General features: G+C 70.9%; 17 protein-coding genes. 7 read left to right on the forward strand and 10 right to left on the reverse strand.

What is annotated here, in order from left to right; all coding sequences use genetic code 11:
* Window positions 1–36: 36 nt before the first annotated feature.
* The 3 genes from AB0B20_RS21405 to AB0B20_RS21415 all read right to left on the reverse strand — a co-directional run bounded on the left by AB0B20_RS21405 (window position 37) and on the right by AB0B20_RS21415 (window position 2,770).
* Window positions 37–846 carry an ABC transporter permease gene (locus AB0B20_RS21405; RefSeq protein ID WP_357384544.1) on the reverse strand — a complete coding sequence of 270 codons (810 nt, stop codon included), beginning with the start codon at window positions 844–846 and terminating at the stop codon, window positions 37–39.
* The gene (locus AB0B20_RS21410) at window positions 843–1,811 is read right to left on the reverse strand and encodes an ATP-binding cassette domain-containing protein (RefSeq protein WP_357472773.1); all 969 of its coding nucleotides are present in this window, start codon (window positions 1,809–1,811) and stop codon (window positions 843–845) included. Before AB0B20_RS21410 ends, AB0B20_RS21405 begins: the two co-directional genes overlap by 4 nt.
* A gap of 77 nt (window positions 1,812–1,888) precedes the next feature.
* Window positions 1,889–2,770 (reverse strand): alpha/beta hydrolase, encoded by an 882-nt coding sequence (locus AB0B20_RS21415; RefSeq protein ID WP_357384540.1) that lies wholly within the window; start codon window positions 2,768–2,770, stop codon window positions 1,889–1,891.
* Window positions 2,771–2,867: 97 nt separating this feature from the next.
* On the opposite strand from AB0B20_RS21415, the gene AB0B20_RS21420 reads away from it, so the two are divergent.
* On the forward strand, window positions 2,868–4,817 hold the full coding sequence (locus tag AB0B20_RS21420) for a BTAD domain-containing putative transcriptional regulator (RefSeq protein WP_357472775.1): 1,950 nt from the start codon (window positions 2,868–2,870) through the stop codon (window positions 4,815–4,817).
* A 9-nt stretch (window positions 4,818–4,826) separates the two neighbouring features.
* On the opposite strand, the gene AB0B20_RS21425 is transcribed toward AB0B20_RS21420, so the two are convergent.
* Both AB0B20_RS21425 and AB0B20_RS21430 read right to left on the reverse strand, forming a co-directional pair.
* Complete coding sequence (locus AB0B20_RS21425) at window positions 4,827–5,129, reverse strand: hypothetical protein (RefSeq protein WP_357384535.1); 303 nt, start codon at window positions 5,127–5,129, stop codon at window positions 4,827–4,829.
* Between the two features lie 43 nt (window positions 5,130–5,172).
* Window positions 5,173–6,096, reverse strand: a complete 924-nt coding sequence (locus AB0B20_RS21430; protein WP_357384533.1) for a hypothetical protein — start codon at window positions 6,094–6,096, stop codon at window positions 5,173–5,175.
* A gap of 177 nt (window positions 6,097–6,273) precedes the next feature.
* Here AB0B20_RS21430 and AB0B20_RS21435 point away from each other — a divergent pair, with 177 nt between their 5' ends.
* From AB0B20_RS21435 to AB0B20_RS21460, 6 genes are all read left to right on the forward strand, one after another.
* Entirely contained in the window at window positions 6,274–7,665 is a 1,392-nt protein-coding gene (locus tag AB0B20_RS21435; protein ID WP_357472778.1) for a pyridoxal-dependent decarboxylase, read from the forward strand.
* Between the two features lie 5 nt (window positions 7,666–7,670).
* Window positions 7,671–7,988: a hypothetical protein gene (locus tag AB0B20_RS21440; protein WP_357472781.1), complete on the forward strand. Its 318-nt coding sequence runs from the start codon at window positions 7,671–7,673 to the stop codon at window positions 7,986–7,988.
* An 85-nt stretch (window positions 7,989–8,073) separates the two neighbouring features.
* Window positions 8,074–8,475, forward strand: coding sequence for a YbaB/EbfC family nucleoid-associated protein (locus tag AB0B20_RS21445; protein ID WP_357472783.1), 402 nt, complete (start codon window positions 8,074–8,076; stop codon window positions 8,473–8,475).
* On the forward strand, window positions 8,462–8,782 hold the full coding sequence (locus tag AB0B20_RS21450) for a type VII secretion target (protein WP_357472786.1): 321 nt from the start codon (window positions 8,462–8,464) through the stop codon (window positions 8,780–8,782). The genes AB0B20_RS21445 and AB0B20_RS21450 overlap by 14 nt, the downstream gene beginning before the upstream one ends.
* Window positions 8,779–10,068 carry a hypothetical protein gene (locus AB0B20_RS21455; protein WP_357472789.1) on the forward strand — a complete coding sequence of 430 codons (1,290 nt, stop codon included), beginning with the start codon at window positions 8,779–8,781 and terminating at the stop codon, window positions 10,066–10,068. Before AB0B20_RS21450 ends, AB0B20_RS21455 begins: the two co-directional genes overlap by 4 nt.
* A 14-nt stretch (window positions 10,069–10,082) precedes the next feature.
* Entirely contained in the window at window positions 10,083–10,556 is a 474-nt protein-coding gene (locus AB0B20_RS21460) for a hypothetical protein (protein ID WP_357384521.1), read from the forward strand.
* A gap of 128 nt (window positions 10,557–10,684) precedes the next feature.
* Here AB0B20_RS21460 and AB0B20_RS21465 read toward each other — a convergent pair whose 3' ends face one another.
* From AB0B20_RS21465 to AB0B20_RS21485, 5 genes are all read right to left on the reverse strand, one after another.
* Window positions 10,685–11,368, reverse strand: a complete 684-nt coding sequence (locus AB0B20_RS21465; RefSeq protein ID WP_357384519.1) for a DUF6308 family protein — start codon at window positions 11,366–11,368, stop codon at window positions 10,685–10,687.
* A 32-nt stretch (window positions 11,369–11,400) separates the two neighbouring features.
* Window positions 11,401–13,920 (reverse strand): DUF262 domain-containing protein, encoded by a 2,520-nt coding sequence (locus tag AB0B20_RS21470; protein WP_357384517.1) that lies wholly within the window; start codon window positions 13,918–13,920, stop codon window positions 11,401–11,403.
* Window positions 13,921–14,335: 415 nt separating this feature from the next.
* Window positions 14,336–14,491 carry a hypothetical protein gene (locus AB0B20_RS21475; protein ID WP_357384515.1) on the reverse strand — a complete coding sequence of 52 codons (156 nt, stop codon included), beginning with the start codon at window positions 14,489–14,491 and terminating at the stop codon, window positions 14,336–14,338.
* A gap of 5 nt (window positions 14,492–14,496) precedes the next feature.
* Window positions 14,497–16,119, reverse strand: a complete 1,623-nt coding sequence (locus tag AB0B20_RS21480; RefSeq protein ID WP_357472792.1) for a protein kinase — start codon at window positions 16,117–16,119, stop codon at window positions 14,497–14,499.
* A gap of 46 nt (window positions 16,120–16,165) precedes the next feature.
* Window positions 16,166–16,912 carry a hypothetical protein gene (locus AB0B20_RS21485; protein ID WP_357472795.1) on the reverse strand — a complete coding sequence of 249 codons (747 nt, stop codon included), beginning with the start codon at window positions 16,910–16,912 and terminating at the stop codon, window positions 16,166–16,168.
* Window positions 16,913–16,943: the final 31 nt, after the last annotated feature.

Below are 16,943 nucleotides of genomic sequence, written 5' to 3' on the forward strand. Positions count from 1 at the left end.
TGCCCGGGGGCGGCGCACACCGCCCCCGGGTTCGGCTCAGCGGCTCAGCGCCCGGTAGCGGCGCAGCGACAGCGGCAGGAACACCGCGACCAGCGCCAGCGGCCAGAGCACCGCCAGCAGCGGGTGGTGCGCGGCCACCCACGAGTCGCCGCCCCACCCGGGGTTGCCGAACAGCTCCCGGGTGGCCCCCACTGTCGCGGACAGCGGGTTCCACTCGGCTACCGCGCCCAGCCACGCGGGCATCGTGGACGGCGCCACGAACGCGCTGGACAGGAAGCCCAGCGGGAACTCCAGCGTCTGCACGGCGGTGACGGCGCTCTGCCCCTTCACCGTCAGGCCGAGGAAGACGCCCACCCAGACCAGCGCGAACCGCAGCAGCAGGATCAGCCCGAGCGCGGCGAACGTGTCGCCGGCGTCGCCGCGCGCCCGCCACCCGACGGCCAGGCCGGCGAGCAGCATGACGGCGAGCGTCACCACCGCGAACATCAGGTCGGCGACCGCGCGGCCGAGCAGCGGCGCCAGCCGGGACACCGGCATGGACCGCAGCCGGTCGGTGACGCCGCGCTCCAGGTCCGCCGAGACCGCCATGGTGGTCATGCTGATGCCGAAGACCATCGTCATGGCGAACATGCCGGGCATCAGGAACTCCCGGTAGTCGCCGCCGCCGGGCACCTGGAGCGCGCCGCCGAACAGGTAGGCGAACATCAGCACCATCAGGATGTCGAAGCCCAGCGAGCCGATCAGCGGGCCGGGCTCGCGCCGCCAGTGCGCCAGCGCGCGCCCGGTCAGCGTCAGGCCGTCACCGGCCAGCGACGCGCGCCGGGCCGGGGTCACTGTGGCGGTCACGCGGTCACCTCCACGCCGGTCCGGCCGGCGGCCGGCCCGTCGGTGAGCTGGAGGAACACCTCGTCCAGTGTGGGCCGGCGCAACGCAATGTCGGCCACGCCCACGCCGTCGGTGTCGAGCGCGCGCAGCACCTCGGTCAGCGCGCCCGCCCGGTCGCCGACCTGGGCGCTCACCGCCCGCCGGTCCCTGTCGACTGCCGGTTCGGCGACGGCGACGGCGCGCAGCCGCCCGGCGGCGGCGGCCAGGTCGGCGGCGTCGCGGACGACCAGCTCGATCCGGTCGCCGCCGAGGCGGGACTTGAGCGCGTCAGGGGTACCCTCGGCGATCACCCGCCCGGCGTCCAGCACGCAGACGCGGTCGGCGAGCTGGTCGGCCTCGTCCAGGTACTGCGTGGTCAGCAGCACCGTGGTGCCGTCGCGGACCAGGTCGCGTACCGCCTCCCACACCTCGTTGCGCCCGCGCGGGTCGAGCGCCGTGGTCGGCTCGTCGAGGAACAGCACCGAGGGCGCGAGGATCATCCCGGCGGCCAGGTCGAGGCGGCGGCGCATGCCACCGGAGTACGTGCGCACCGGCCGGTCACCGGCGTCGGCGAGCCCGAACCGGTCGAGCAGTTCGCCGGCGCGTCGCCTCGCCCCGGCCCGGTCCAGGTGGAACAGGCGGCCGAAGAGGACAAGGTTCTCCCGCCCGCTCAGCGCCTCGTCCACCGCCGGGTGCTGGCCGACCAGGCCGATGCGGTGGCGTACCCGATCGGCCTGGCCGGCCACGTCGTAGCCGGCGACCTCGGCCCGCCCGGCGTCGAAGCGCAGCAGCGTGGCCAGGATGCGGACGGCAGTGGTCTTGCCGGCGCCGTTCGGCCCGAGCAGCCCACACACGGTGCCCGCCGGCACCCGCAGGTCGAACCCGTCCAGCGCGGTGGTGTCCCCGTACCGCTTGCGCAGGCCCTCCGCGAGGATCGCGTGTTCCACGTCTGTGCCCCCTCCGTTGACGACGGCCACTAACGTACAACGTACGGTAAGGCGTTCGCCAACGAAGTCCGGCCCGGCTAGCGCTTCAGCAGCGCGCGCAGCGCTCCGGCGATCTCGCCCGGCGCCTCCTCTGCCATGAAGTGCCCGGCAGTGGTGGTGCGGTGCTCCAGGTCCGGGGCCCAGGCCCGCCACACGGCTGCCGCGTCGTAGCCCAGCGCGGCGCCCCAGTCCTGCTGGATGACGGTGACCGGCATGGTCAGCCGCCGCCCGGCGTCCCGGTCCGCCCGGTCGTGCGCCACGTCGATCCCGGCCGACGCCCGGTAGTCGGCGACGATCGAGTCGACCGCCTCCCGGGAGGCCCGCAGGTACTCGGCGCGCACCTCCGACGGCATGGCCGCCGGGTCACCGGCCCAGGCGTCCAGGAAGTGCCCGAAGAACGCGTCGGCGCTGGCCGCGATCATCGTCTCGGGCAGGCCGGGCGGCTGCGCCATCAGGTAGAGGTGGAACGCCACCGAGGCGGACGCGCCGTGCAGCACGTCCCACATGTCGAGGGTGGGCAGCACGTCAAGCGACGCCAGGTGGGTGACCGCGTCCGGGTGGTCCAGGCCGGCCCGGACCGCCACCAGCGCGCCCCGGTCGTGCCCGGCGAGCGCGAACCGCTCGTGTCCGAGCGCGCGGGCCAGCGCCACCACGTCGGCGGCCATGGTCCGCTTGGCGTACGTGTCCTCGGTGAGCGCGGCCGGCTTGTCGCTGGCGCCGTAGCCGCGCAGGTCCGGGCAGATCACCGTGTGCTCGCCGACCAGGTCGGCGGCGACGTGCCGCCACATCAGATGCGTCTGCGGGAAGCCGTGCAGCAGCACGACCGGGCTGCCCACGCCGCCCACCGCCACGTTCAGCGTCACACCCTCGGCGACCGGAACGCGCTGGTAGTCGAATCCCGCGATGGTGGTGCTCATCATGATCCCTCTTTCGTCTCGTCGTACCGGTCCAGCGTGGCGGCGCCGGATGAGCAACCGATGAGCGCGATACGGTGACCAGCGGGTCGAGGAGGGGTCGGTGCCTGTCGGTTTCGGTGTGCTGGGTCCGGTCACGGCCTGGGACGACGCGGGTGTGCCGGTCGACCTGAAGGGGCCCCGGCACCGGGCCGTGCTGGCCCGGCTGGTCGCCGCCCGGGGCCGGACCGTGCCGGTCGGGCAGATCGTCGACGACCTGTGGGACGACCCGCCGGCCGGCGCGGTGGGCGCGGTCCGCACGTTCGTCGCGGCGCTACGCCGCCGCCTGGAACCGCACCGTCCGCCCCGCGAGCCCGCCCGGCTGCTGGTCACCGAGGGACCGGGGTACGCGCTGCGCGCCGAACCGGAGAGCGTCGACGCCTGGCGGTTCGAGGACACAGTCACCGCTGTCGCGGACGCGCTGCCCCGGGCCGCCCTGGACCGGCTCGACGAGGCGCTGGGCTGGTGGCGCGGGCCTGCGTACGCCGACTTCGACCAGCCGTGGGCGCACGCCGAACGGACCCGGCTCGACCAGATCCGGCTCACCGCCGTCGAGCGGCGGGCCGAGGCGCTGCTGGCGCTGGACCGGGCCGCCGACGCCGTGCCCGATCTCGACGCCCACGTCGCGCAGTACCCGTGGCGGGAGGACGGCTGGGCGCTGCTGGCGTCGGCGCTCTACCGCGCCGGGCGGCAGGCCGACGCGCTCGCCGTGCTGCGCCGCGCCCGGGAACTGCTGCGCGACCAACTCGGCCTGGACCCCGGACCGCGACTGCGGCGCCTGGAGACGGACCTGCTGCGCCAGGCCGAACCCGAACCGACCGGCCCGGCGCGCGTCTGGGCCGAGACGGCGGCGGCGTACGAGCGCAGTGTGGTGCCCGGCGCGCGGGCCCGGCTGGAGTCGACAGTCGGAATGCTGCGCAGCCTCGCGGTGACCGGGCCGGGCGGCTTGGAGGCGGCCCGGGACCAGCGCGAGGCGGCTATCAGCGCGGCCGAGCAACTCGGCGACCCGGAGTTCACCGCGCGGGTGATCGGCGGGTACGACGTACCGGCGATCTGGACCCGCTCGGACGACCCGGCGCAGGCGACCCGGGTCGTCGCGGCGGCGGAGCGGGCCCTGGCCGGGCTGGTTCCGGACGCGCCGGAGGCGACGCGCGCCCGGCTGCTGGCCACCGTCGCGATCGAGTCGCGCGGTACGGCGTCGCCGCGCCCCGCCGAGGCCGCGCGGGAGGCGGAGGCGATCGCGCGGCGGGTGGCCGACCCGGCGCTGCTGGCCCAGGCCCTCAACGGCGTGTGGATGCAGACGTTCCAGCGGGCCGGGCTGGCCGCGCGGCGGGACTCGATCGGCGCGGAACTGGTCACGCTCGCCGCCCGGCAAGGCCTGGCCACGGTGGAGATCCTCGGACACCTGATCCGGGTGCAGGCGCGGAGCGCGCTCGCCGACTTCACCGCCGCCGACGCACACGCCGAGGCGGCGGACCGGCTCGCCGCCCGGCACGAAAGCCCACTCGTCGGCGTGTTCACCGGCGGCTACCGGGCCATGCGGACCGCCGCCACCGGTGCCGCGTACCCGGAGGCGGAGGCGGCGTACCGGTCGTGGGCGACCGCGCTGGCCGGCTGCGGCATGCCCGGTGTCGAACACGGGCTGACGCCGCTGGCGCTGCTCTGCCTGCGGGTGTGGCACGACCTGCCGGCCGACTATCCCGCCGACACGGACTGGGGGCCGTACGCGCCCTGGGCGCGCCCGCTGGAGCTGCTCGCCGGCGGCCGCCGCGACGAGGCCGCCGCCGCGCTGCGCCGCACCCCGGCACCGCCGCGTGACCTGCTCATGGAGGCGCTGTGGTGCCTGACCGCGCGGGCCGCCGTCGCGCTGGACGACCGGGACGCGATGCTCCGGGCGCGGTCCTCGCTCGCCCCGGCGGCGGGCGAGGTAGCCGGGGCGGGCAGCGGGCTGCTCACCGCCGGGCCGGTGGCCGCACACCTGGACCGGCTCGACGCCGCCCTCGGCGGCGGCTGACCGGGCTGCTCACCGGCCGCAGTCGATGAGGAGCACCGGCGCGTGGGCCTGGTCCCGGGGACACTGCCACACCACCGAATCGCCCCGCCGGACCAGCCGGCGGGGATGACCGTGACCCGGGCACGGCGGGACCGCCTCGTCCCAATCGTCCATGCTCATCTCGTCGGCCAGAACGGTCGCGAGCTCACCGGTGATCACGCGGAGGCTCTCCCCCGCGTCGACGAGACAGGCCGGACGTCCGCACAGGACGGTCAGGGCGGCGGCGACCGTCTCGGCTGCCACCCTGACCGCGGCGGTTTCGTAGACCGGCATCTGGAGAGATGATCAGGTCGATCCTCCGGATTCCCGGGTAGGATCACCGCCGTCCGGCCGGGGAATCCGGGCTGATGTCGTGCTCGGGCTCGGTCGTAGCACCGGCGGATGCCGAACCCGGGCGCCGGCGGGTCGGCGGCTCGGGCCACCGCCACCAGATGCCGTACGCGCATTCGCGGTCCGGACGCTGAAAGGTCATCTCATAGACCACCTTCCCCGCCAGGTGGTTACCGCTCGGCTGGCAGCGGGTACGGGCGATCTCCTGGCGGCTCGATCCCGACCGCGTCCTCCGCCACACGACCTGCCACGCCTCGGCTGGCGAATCCGCCCGATCGAACTGGACACGTACCGACAGTTTTCCCACCCGCCGTTCCTCGCAGCTCTCGCGGTAATAGGGCTTCATAGGGGCGTAGACATCCTCAAACACCTGTCTGATTCCGACGTTGACGCGACGACCGCGGGCAAGCGGACCGAGCAGATACAACCACCGGTAGACGCGCCCGTCCTCCTCGGCCACTGCGCCGTCGAGAAGCCGATGTTCGGGAAACAGCGACGTCGCCCCCTCGATCACCCGAGTCTGTCCGCTCCAGTGGGAACGGATGCCTACGAGACGGATCTGCCGGGTGGCCCGGACACGTTGCTGTCGCGTGTAGGCGTATCGGTGATGATGGCGGCCATCCTCACCCTCGACCCTGGTGACGACCAACGATCCGTCGAGTTCCTCGATGACGAAGTCAGCCGGGTGGTGAACACACCGGACGTAGTAAACGACCATGGCTGCAACGGCCAGCAGCACCAGCGGGGTGGCGAGCGTCCACGACGGGAGGTGCAGCGCCACCATCCACGCACGTCCGATGCCGAACATCGCCACGAGCGCCGTACCCGTCAGGACGACGAGCTGAAGCAGATCGGAACTCTGGCGGGCGAGACGGGCGGATGCGCTGTCAAGCAGTCTTCTCAGAATCATCGGTCCTCCGGGTTCCACCTCTCAGTGGGAAAGCCACAAACGGTTTTCTGCAATCCACACAAGCGCAGGAACGATGGGTGAGCCAGCGGTCACGGACGTCACTCAGCACTCACTCCACGTGCGCCCGGACAGCCCGCACAGGCCCCACCTCCGGGTGGCTGCGGCTAGGGTGCGGCGATGGACGAGCTGAGGCACCTGTTCCGGCGCGCCGCCGACCACGCGGCCGACTACCGGCTGTCGCTGCCGGACCGGCCGGTCGGCGTACCCGTCGACCAGGCCGCGCTGAACGAGGCGTTCGCCGGGCCGCTGCCGGACGCGCCCACCCCGCCCGGACGGGTCCTCGCCGACCTGGTGGCCGCCGCCGAACCGGGGCTCGTGGCCACCGCCGGGCCGCGCTACTTCGGCTTCGTCGTCGGCGGCGCCTCCCCGGCCGCCACCGCCGCCGACATGCTGGCCGCCGGGTGGGACCAGGTCGCGTTCAACGCGGTCACCTCCCCCGCCGCGGTGGCCGCCGAAGCGGCCGCCGGGACCTGGCTCAAGGACCTGCTCGGCATCCCGGCCACCGCGTCGGTCGGGTTCGTCACCGGCGGGCAGGCCGCCAACACCGCCGGGCTCGCCGCCGCCCGCCACCAGGTGCTCGCCGACGCCGGCTGGGACGTGGAACGACGCGGCCTGTCCGGCGCGCCCGAGGTACGCGTGTTCGCGGGCGCGGAGCGGCACGCCACCATCGACAGGTCACTGCGCCTGCTCGGTCTCGGCACCGACGCGCTGCGGGCGGTACCGGCCGGCCCGCAGGGCGCTGTCGACCCGGACGCGCTCGCGGCGGCGCTGCGCGACGCCGGTCCCGGACCGACGATCGTCTGTCTTCAGGCGGGCAACGTGAACACCGGCGCGTGCGACGAGCTGCGCCGCGCCTGCGACCTGGTCCACCGGCACGGCGGCTGGGCGCACGTGGACGGCGCGTTCGGGCTGTGGGCGGCGGCGAGCCCGTCGACCCGGCACCTGGTGGACGGGCTGGAAAACGCCGACTCGTGGGCCTGCGACGGCCACAAGTGGCTCAACCTGCCGTACGACACGGCGTTCGCGTTCTGCGCCCGGCCCGACGCGCACGCGGCGGCCATGTCGTACGCGGCCGCGTACCTCGTGGGTTCCGGTGGTGTGCCGGCGGGCGCGGACCTGACCGCGGAGTCCTCCCGCCGCGCCCGTGGCTTCGCGGTCTGGGCCGGCCTCCGGGAGCTGGGCCGCGACGGCGTCGCCGCGCTCGTGGAGCGATGCTGCGCGCTGGCCCGGCGGTTCGCCGACGGGCTCACCGCAGCCGGGTTCGAGGTGGTCAACGACGTGGTGCTCAACCAGGTGCTCGTCGGGTTCGGCGACGACGCGCGCACCGACCGGGTGGTGGCCGCGGCGCAGGCCGACGGGACGTGCTGGGTGGGCGGGACGACCTGGCGGGGACGGCGGCTGATGCGGATCTCGGTGTCGAACGCGACCACGACGGAGGCGGACGTGGACCGGTCGGTGGCAGCCATCGCCGGGCTGGCCCGCAGGGGCGGCGGCGGAGTGGTTCACTGAGGACCGTGACGTGGCGGCGGGCGGCTTCGACGGTGGCGGTGCTGGTCCTGGCCGTGGCAGCCGCCGGTGGCTGGCGCTGGTGGCACCAGCACCCGCCGTACGGGCCGGAGGCGCTCCATCTCCGCTCGTCGCTGGAGTTCGTCGGCTACGACGGGGCGCAGGCCGCGCTCGGGCGGGCGTACCAGGCGCCGGTGGCCTACGACGGTGACCAGCGGGTGCACCCGATCGCCACCGCGCCGGTGTCCTTGCCGGACCTGCTGTTGGCGCTCGTCTACATGGGACCTGACGGTCAGGTGTACTGGGCGCGGCGGCTGCAGGGCTGACCCGCTCCGTAGCCTCGACGGGGCATACACGCACCGCGATCGGTTGGTAGCGTGGCGCTGTCGAAGTCCTCCGGGGAGGGTCGTGATGTGGGCGGACGAGGCCGCGCTGGACGCGGCGGCACGCCGGCTGGACGAGTGGGAGTCGTCGCTGGCCGACCGGGGGGCGCGCGCCCGCGAGCTGTCCGCCCGCACACAGGCGTTGACCGGCATCGCCCGCAGCGCCGACGGGCTGGTCGAGGTCACCGTCGACGCGTCCGGGCTGCCCACCGACGTACGACTGGACGAGCGTGTCCGGCAGCACTCCGCCGTACACACCGCCCGGCAGATCCTGACGGTCACCCGGGATGCGCGGGCGGACCTGCTGCGGCAGCTCGTCGAGGCGACCACCGAAATGCTCGGCGCGGACGACCCGGCCGCGACGGCAATAGTCGAGTCGCACCGGCGACGGCTCGGCCCCGATCCGGGCCCGCCGGATGCAGCCCGGTGACGGCCTCCGGGTCGACCCGGACGACCTGACCGCGCACGCCGCCCACCTCGGCCGCCACGCCGACAGCATCGACACCGCGCGCCAGGCCGGACAGCACGTCATGCTCAGCGCCGACGCGTACGGACAGCTCTGCGCGATCATGCCGGTCCTGCTCGACGGCCTCCAACGGACCCTGACCGACGGCATCGGCACCGCCGCCGCCTCGGTCCGGGACACCGCCGACAGGGTACGGACGAGCGCCGAGCGCTACCGCGCCTCGGACGCCCGCGCCGCGCACCTGCTCGACCGGGTGCGGCAGCAGAGGTGAGCACGAACCCGCTGGTCGCCGCCACGGCGGACACCGCACCGAGCCCCTGGGCGGGCGTGTGGATCTGCGAGGACATCGAACTCATCGCCCAGGGCGTACGCACCGGCAGCTGGATCGACAGCAGCCTCGGCGTGGTCAGCGCCGGCCTCGACGCGCTCGCGCTCGTCTCCGACCCGGCCGGGGCCCTCCTCCAGTACGGCATCGCCTGGCTCATCGAACACGTCAAGCCACTCAGCGAGGCTCTGGACTGGCTGGCCGGCGACCCCGCCGAGATCACCGCACACGCGCAGACCTGGCGCAACGTCGCCGCGTCACTGCGCGCGGACGCCGCCGAGCTGACCCACGCCGTACGCACCGAGGTAACCGGCTGGACCGGCGCCGCCTCCACCGGCTACCGCCGCTGGGCGGGCGAGCAGCAGCAGGCCATCACCGGGCTCGCACAGGCCGCCGAGGCGATGGCGGCGATCACCGAGGGCGCCGCCGGCCTGGTCGCGGCCGTGCGGCTGCTGGTCCGCGACGCCATCGCCGCCTGCGTGTCCCGCCTGATCGTGTACGCGACCGAACTGGTCGCCACGGCCGGGCTGGCGACGCCGCTGGTGGTCGAGCAGGTGACCACGACAGTGGCGTCGTGGGCGGCGCGGATCGGGCGGTTGTTGCGGGGGTTGCTGGCGAGCCTGCGGCGGCTGATGCCGGAGGTACGGCGGCTGGGTGAGCTGATCGAGAAGCTGAAGGAGGCGCTGAGCCGCCTTCTGGGTCGTCGCTCCCCTGAGGTTCCAGGTGGCGGATCCGCCAAACCGGACGGCCCGCACGGGTCGAGGCCCGCCGACTTCGATCCGGGCCGACACCACGGCCCGCTCGGTGACGAGTTCCACCCGGGGGTGCACGATCCTCGGGCGCTTTTCGAAAAGAAGGAGCGGGCGATCGCGGACCGTCTCGCCGGCGACGGTGAGATGGTCCATCCGAGGGAACGAATAGACGACGCCCACAAGATGAAGAATCCCGATGCGATGGTGCGGACTGGTCCGGAGGATCCCGGTGTGATCACCGAGTTCAAGACACTGGTCGGGTCAGGCAGCAGTAGCGTACGGCGGAATATCCTTGAGGCGGGTGAACAGGCAGGATCCGACGGGGTCGCGGTCCTCGACGGTCGTAACGTCGGTTTGACGGAGGAGGATGCGCGCCGCGGCTACGGCCGGGCGGCCGGACAGGCCCGTGTTCATGACCAGCAGATGCCGGCGACGGTACGCATCATCCTCGGCGACGGCCGCATCATCGATCTTCCCTAGGAGCCGGACGGCGCATGTCCACCTTCGAGCACATCTTCATCCACACCAATCTGACGCCCGAGGGTGTGGCGGCTGAACTCGCCGCCCGCATGCACGTGGAGTTCAGCCGAGACGACGAGGGCAAGGTGTACCTCAGTCGACCGGCCTCGGACGGACGGCCCGGCGTCGTCGGCGGCGAGTTGTCAGCCAACCCTTACAGCTACCCCTTTGACGAGCCGGAGGAGGAGTCCGTCATCGACGGCTACAGCCTCGTGTGGGACCTCGGCTACAGCCGACGGGACGGCGAGGTGCAGCGTGACGAGGCACGACGTTTGTTCATCGAGTTGACCGCGGTGAGCCCCTGGCCGGTGCTTCTCCTGCATGGCCTCGACCTGCTTGTCGCGGCCTGGGACCCCCGGTCGGGTTACCGGGACTTCCCGCCCGGCACCACGCCCGATATCGCAGACCGTGCGCTCTGGGAGAAGCACCGCCGGCCGTCGGGAGCCTGAAGGGAGGCGGTACGGCATCGCAGCCAGCATAGTTACAGCGCACCGGATCGAATTCCTCAGTCTACGGACGCCATTCACCGTCGTGGTCGGGACAGTCGAACCGGACCGTGATCTCACGCATCTCGTCCCTACACGGGGTCGGGCGTTCGTAGCCCAGAGCAGTCGCCGGGAACGTGATCGCTTCGGTGCCGCATCCAGAACACGACGTCGAGCACCCGCAGCCGACTGACCAGGGCCGGCAACTCGGCGTCCCGACGCAGGGTGTCGAGCTTCTCCCTCAAGACTCCGCCCTCTTCGCCGAGCTTGCCGTGTAGCCACCGCCAAAAGCCGGTCCGTGTGCCGTAGGCGCAGGAGACGACGGTGTCGTAAACCGGCACGAGCGACGGCCGTTTCCGGGCGAGCAGTTTGCCAGCGGTCACCCAACCGATGCCGTCCGCGGCACAGAGGCGATTCCACAGGGAGCTCGCAGCACCAGCATCGACGATGTACTGCAGCGCCGCCGCGTTCCCCAGTTCGACATCATTCGGGATGTCGACCAATTGGGCGGTCACTTCCCGGCCGAGTTGGCCCCGCAGCAGGTTGAGCCGCTGTCTCGCCGGGATGCACACGCCGAGCAACTCGACCGCGACCACGTCTTCAGCGGTGACCACGTACGCGACCTCGGGACGGGACCCGCCCCCGCCGAGCACATCGAACTGCCCGCCGGTGAAGGCCGACTCGCCGGCTGAGTGGAAGTACCGACGAAGGTCATCGACCGAAGCCGGGGCATTCAGCACGGCGAGGATCTCATGCAAGGTGAGGGGTTGATTCACTTCTCTTTTCCTCTCAGGCACCGGCGGGCGTATCACGCTTCACTCGTCAGGGCCTGCGCGTAGAACCATCGGAGGTGCTCGACCAACGTCTCGCGGGCGGCCGCGTCCGCGAGTACGTCAAGGGAGAAGCCCGGACGCAGCGCGAGCTTTGCGGCGGCGATCTTCACGCCCGGCAGCTCGTTCAACCGCTGACGGAACTGTTCCCGCAGTGTTATGTCGTCGAATGGAGTTCGGATGGTCAGGTATTGAAAGACAATCTCAAACTTTCCACTCGGATAAATGGTGGAAGGCCAGATGTTGCCAAGTGGATGGGCCTTGTCGCGGGCCATAAGAAAGCATGACGTCTCGCCCCCGGTGCCGTAGAAGAGCTGACCACCCATTCCGACCCACGCCTCGAGCACCGCAACCGTCCCATGCGCGACCTGCGCGTCCTGCAGGTCGGTCAACTGCTCAAGGAAGCGGTCATCCAGCGAGTTGTTCCGCCGGGACCGAGGCCGAAGCAGTTGATCTGACGCGTCCTGCTGGGGCAGTCCGGCGAGCTGGGCCAGCTCCTCCACTCCGATGCGCTGGGCCTGGCTGGCCCGACCATACTTGTCGAATTCCACGCCCTCGTCACGCAGCAGGTCGCGTGGATCGTCATTTCGGCCCTCATCGAGCCAGCGGAAATTAGGAGCCACCACGCCTTCTGCCTGAAGCACCCGGTGTGCGTTGGGCGCACGATGGTTGGCCAGCCGCGCACCGACCGAAACGGGGTGGCTACCGATGAGCGCGGCGAGGTCGCCGTACGCGGTCCAGGAGCCGGCGGGCAGCGCGGCGAGTGCCGTGTTCATGATGTCCCAGGGCACCTCCGACTTGCCGCCTGCCTGTTCAGTCGGCCCGGGCCAGGTGGCGATGATGCGATCTGCGAGGGCATCGGCGCGGGCATGGATCTCGGGGCGACCCCAACGCTTCTGCTCGGCGATCTCCCGGCTGAGCGCGATCCCGCTCTTACCCAGTTGGGCCCGCTTCACCAGGAAAGAGCTATTACTCAGCTCCGCGTTGTAGCCGGTCAGGGTGAGATTACCCAAGGTGTGCACCAGTGCCTCATGCACCTCGGCGAAGCTCTCCTCACCTCGCAGGTCCTCGCCGAGCATCTGCTTCCACTCGGCGGTCGGGCTCTGCGGCATGACGTGTTCGATGGTCAGCGTCGTCGGCGAGACTGGCTCCTTGCTGCCGTATGATTCTTCGAGCCATTGCAGCACCAACTTGCGCTGGGTGGCGCGGCCATTGAGGTAGAACGGGATCGACCGAACAGCGTCCCGCAGGTTGGCGTCGGTGGCGAAGTACTTTCGTCCCACCGACAGATAGGCGCGTACCGCCTCGTCGACCGACAGGTCCTTCCGCATGTCGGTTACGATGCGCAGCAGCACCCGGTTGATGCTCGCGGTGGCCCGGCCGATGAGCAGACGCCGGACGAAGTAGCTCTCGACATAGAGCATCGCAGAGGCGATCTGGCCGGAGGTCGCGGTCCCCTCCTGCCGACGGTCCAGCAGGTGCAGCAGCAGTGGCAATACGGTGGTGGTGTCCCACGCGTTCAGCCTGGTCAGGCGTCGCCGCACTTCCGGGTCTTGTTCCTCCTCGGGATGCAGGATGGCCCGCAGGAGGGCACCGAGGCCGCAGAATCTGCGCACCTCGTCCTCGATCTCCGTCTCGGTGCGCAGGCCGTTGAGCCGTTCCTGCTGACCAACGTAGGTGTCGGTCTGCTTCGCCTCGGGGTTGCGGTGCACCAGATCGAGCCAGAACAACTGTTCCAGTTCCCCAGAGTCCAGCTGCTTCTGCAGGGGGAACCACAACGAGTCGTAGACCGCTTCGCCACGGGTCGGTAGCCGCATGAACAGGTAATTTCGGAGCAGGTCGGCCTGGGTGAGCTTCAGGCCGGTGTTGTTGAGCGACTCGAAGATCCGATAAACGTTGTCGCCGGCCTTCGCCACGACCGAGACCAGGGACATCCCGGAAATGACGGCATCCTCGATGCGTTCGATGTCCAGCGGATCGTCCGGATCGTCGACGGCGACAAGTTGGGCGGCGAAGAATCGGTACGCCGCGCCCACCTGGTCACTGCCCCCAGCCTGTGGCGTCGCCTCCAGGCACGCCTCGTAGGCAGCCCGGTCTGCCTGAGTGGGAACGAGCTTCAATCGGTGGGCGGGCTTGTACTTGTTGATGAGATATTCCTGGTCGATCCGGTCTCGGTGGCCGAGGTCCTCGTGCTTGGCCCGGTGGTCGCGGATCGCACAGAGCAGGATCGACAGGGTGGTCAGCCGCTGCTGACCGTCCACGACAAGGAACTCCGATACCGAAGGCCCATAAGTGGGGCTGGGCGCGAGCACGAGCGAGCCGATGAAATGCGTGAGGTCCGGGCTCTCGACACGCTCCTCGGCCAACTTGCGGATATCGTCCCACAGTCGCTTGAGCTGCGAGTCAGTCCACGAGTAGGTCCGTTGATAGAGCGGCACCCGATACTGCTTCGCACCCTCGAGCAGCTCACGCAACGTCGTCTCGTGCGCCGAAACCATGCGCCGACTCCTCATCCTCGAAGCTGCATTCTGCAGCCGGCCGCCCGCCTTTGACACAGAGCAGCCACGATAGGCGCGATGTGGAGGAAATCAGCACGACCGCTCTGTCGTACTTGCGACAGGGACGAGTCGGGGCCGCGCCCAGACACAGCGGGCAGGTGTGTTCCTCCCGCAAGCAGGCCCGCTGGGCTGGCCAGCGAGCAAGAGCTGGGCGACCTCCTGCGCTCAGTTGCCGCAGATTGAACTCCAAGCCGAGCTCGCAGGTGAAACGGGTATGGCAGGACCGGTGGTCGATGGCGAGGTTCCAGGTAGAACAGGTGTCGACCAGAACTCGAAGCTGGCCGGCTCGTGTGCGCTTCGCTGGCGCCGCCTGGTGCGGCACCACACGATCTGAACGCCGCACGCGGCCACGGCATTACGTGTGTCGCGTAACGTTCTCCTTGCTGTGCAAGAAGAACTGGTGTTCGCGCCGGAAGCGCGCCAACCGGTCAAGGCATTGCTCGAGCCGGTCCCGGCCGTGCGGGAGACGGCCGAGGCCGTCCCGGCTGACGGCGTCTTCCAGTTCGAACATGCTCCTCATCTTTCACGCTGTGTTGCCCCGGACGAAGTCTGGCCCGTCGATCCGGGCATCTCTTCCCCCAGCCGATGCAGATGGCTCAGCAGCGCTTCGATCTCGGCCGACGGCGCAGACCCTGAGCCGTAGAGCGCGCTGATGTCGCGCCGTAGCCCCTCCAGCAGTTGCCGCGCCTCGGGCACGTCGCCCAAGCCGGCGACAAGCATGGCGATCTGCTGCCGTAGCGGAAAGAGCTCCGGCGAGTCCGGCGGCATCACCCGCTGTTCTTCGGCGAGGAGCGCCCGCAGTTCTCGCAACGCCTCGGTCGCCTCGCCCAGCTCCGCCTGGCAGCTCGCCGCCTGCTGCCGGCACTGCCAGATCAATTCCTCGTCCGGCACGGGACGCTTGGCGAGATCGACGACGAGCCGCTGAAACTCCGGAAGCGCCTGCCGGAACGCCCCGGCCAGGACGTACAGGTTGGCCAGGTTGAGCCGCAGCTCCAGGATTCGCGGTTGCCTGGCGGCGTGCGCGCCGCTGATCGGCCGCAACACCGATTCGAGCAGCTCGGCGGCCTGGGTGAACCGCTCTTCCTCGGCAAGCTCCCAGGCCCTCTCCTCCACCTCGGCGAGCTGGTCGAGCGACGGCGGCTCGACGATCTCTGCCGCTGCTCGTGGACGGACGATGTCGATGCGCGTCGGCGGCAGCGGTGAACGGGGCGGCAACGGCCCGAACGGATACCGGTACGGCATTGTCGGGTCCACCCGCTGCCCGTCCGCCACAGTCGGGGCAGCGTCGGCTGCCTTCTCGGCATCGACCGCTCCGAACGGCGCCAGCAGCTCGTAGACCTCGGCCGCCGACTCGGGCCGGTGCTGCGGGTCCTTGGCAAGCAGCCGTACGAGGAGGTGCACCAGGACGTCCGGCACGCCCGCGCGGTGCTCCTGCACTGACGGGACGGGGTCGTTCAGGTGCCGGTGCAGCATGCCGAGTGGGTTGTCGGCCCGGTACGGCGGCTTGCCGGTGAGCAGCTCGAACAACACGCAACCGAGTGCGTAGAGGTCGGTGCGGGGACCTACGGCACTGTTGAGCGCCTGCTCGGGAGCCATGTAGGTGGGCGTGCCCAGCGTGTGCCCGGTGGCGGTCAGCCGGGGTACGTCCGGCCCAAGCAGGGCGGCCACCCCGAAGTCGAGGACCTTGACGGCGCCGCTGGGGGTCACCATGACGTTCTGCGGCTTCAGGTCACGGTGCACGAGCGAGGCCGCGTGCGCCACCGCCAGTACCGAGCAGATCTGTGTGCCGATGGCGGCGGCCCACGGCACGGCGAGCCATCCGCGTTCGGCGATCAGATCGGACAAAAGCACGCCCGGCACGAGCTGCATGACGATGTAGAGGTCGTCGCCGTGGTGGCCGACGTCGTGCACGCTCGGCACCCCGGGGTGGTCCAGGCGGGCGGTGACCCGTGCCTCACGGATGAACCGGTCGACAGCGGTGTCGCGGTCGCCATCGGGTACGGCGAGCTTACGCAGGAACTTGATGGCGACGGGCCGGTCCAGCTTCTCGTCGAAGCCCGCCCACACCTCCCCCATACCGCCGTGACCGATCGGATACGTCAGTTCGTATCGATCGGCTACTCGTTCCTGCGCCTGCATTCGTCTCCCCCGGCAGTCCTGTCAGATGACACCGACGAGTCGTCGGCTAGTACCGCTCGCCATAGATGTCGAGCAACTCCTGGTAAGCCTCTCGGACCGCATCGTCCGCACCGGGATCGTGTGCCGCGTTCTCGGCAGCCACGGCGGCGAGTTCGAGCGCGTTACGCACCCGGGTCAGTTCCGACTCCGTCTCGTCCCACAGCGTTGTCACGCGCTGCCGCTGTTCCGCCAGCGCCTTCCCCACGCTGCTCGTCGAATCCTCCGCCGCCGGGCCGGGCTGCCGGCGCCCCATCTGGGTACGCAACTGCTGGCGGCGGCTGAGCACGTCGCTCGCCTCCCAGAGCGCCTGCGCCAGGATCTGCCCACCCTCTGCCGCATCCATCACGCGGTCCACCTCGGGCAGTGCCCGGCCGGCCCGCTCCGCCAGCTCCACCAGGTCGAGGAAGTCTCGCCGGTCGTCGGCGTCGGTCAGGGTGCGGTGCAGGGCCGGAAAAGCCGCCTGGTCGGGCGCCTCGATCTGCGGTGGCGGCTTCGTCAACGTGATCGCGGCTAGCCCGCAGACCAGCAGAAGCGCGACCAGAAACAGCACGACAGGCAGTGGTGCGCCCGCGAAGAAGAGCACGGCGGAGAAGATCACCGTAGCGGTGCAGAGCACGAGGACGCCGGGCAGTTTCGACGACTCCGGGGTGGCCGGGACCGCTCGCAGGTCGGTGATGCTGCCCCATTCGTGCCGGCGTGACGAGCGGGTCACTTTCAGCGCAGTGAGCGCTGTCGTGACCTGGGACTCGTTCACGGCGATCCAGAGGTGGAAGGTGGACGTGGAC

The organism is Micromonospora sp. NPDC049151, from assembly GCF_040648395.1.
GTDB lineage: Bacteria > Actinomycetota > Actinomycetes > Mycobacteriales > Micromonosporaceae > Micromonospora.

Coding starts and splice junctions, on each gene's coding strand:
- AB0B20_RS21470 (WP_357384517.1), bottom strand. CDS start 13,920: ATGGTTTCGGCGCACGAGACGACGTTGCGTGAGCTGCTCGAGGGTGCG.
- AB0B20_RS21425 (WP_357384535.1), bottom strand. CDS start 5,129: ATGCCGGTCTACGAAACCGCCGCGGTCAGGGTGGCAGCCGAGACGGTC.
- AB0B20_RS21475 (WP_357384515.1), bottom strand. CDS start 14,491: ATGTTCGAACTGGAAGACGCCGTCAGCCGGGACGGCCTCGGCCGTCTC.
- AB0B20_RS21445 (WP_357472783.1), top strand. CDS start 8,074: ATGTGGGCGGACGAGGCCGCGCTGGACGCGGCGGCACGCCGGCTGGAC.
- AB0B20_RS21435 (WP_357472778.1), top strand. CDS start 6,274: ATGGACGAGCTGAGGCACCTGTTCCGGCGCGCCGCCGACCACGCGGCC.
- AB0B20_RS21415 (WP_357384540.1), bottom strand. CDS start 2,770: ATGATGAGCACCACCATCGCGGGATTCGACTACCAGCGCGTTCCGGTC.
- AB0B20_RS21460 (WP_357384521.1), top strand. CDS start 10,083: ATGTCCACCTTCGAGCACATCTTCATCCACACCAATCTGACGCCCGAG.
- AB0B20_RS21450 (WP_357472786.1), top strand. CDS start 8,462: ATGCAGCCCGGTGACGGCCTCCGGGTCGACCCGGACGACCTGACCGCG.
- AB0B20_RS21430 (WP_357384533.1), bottom strand. CDS start 6,096: ATGATTCTGAGAAGACTGCTTGACAGCGCATCCGCCCGTCTCGCCCGC.
- AB0B20_RS21480 (WP_357472792.1), bottom strand. CDS start 16,119: ATGCAGGCGCAGGAACGAGTAGCCGATCGATACGAACTGACGTATCCG.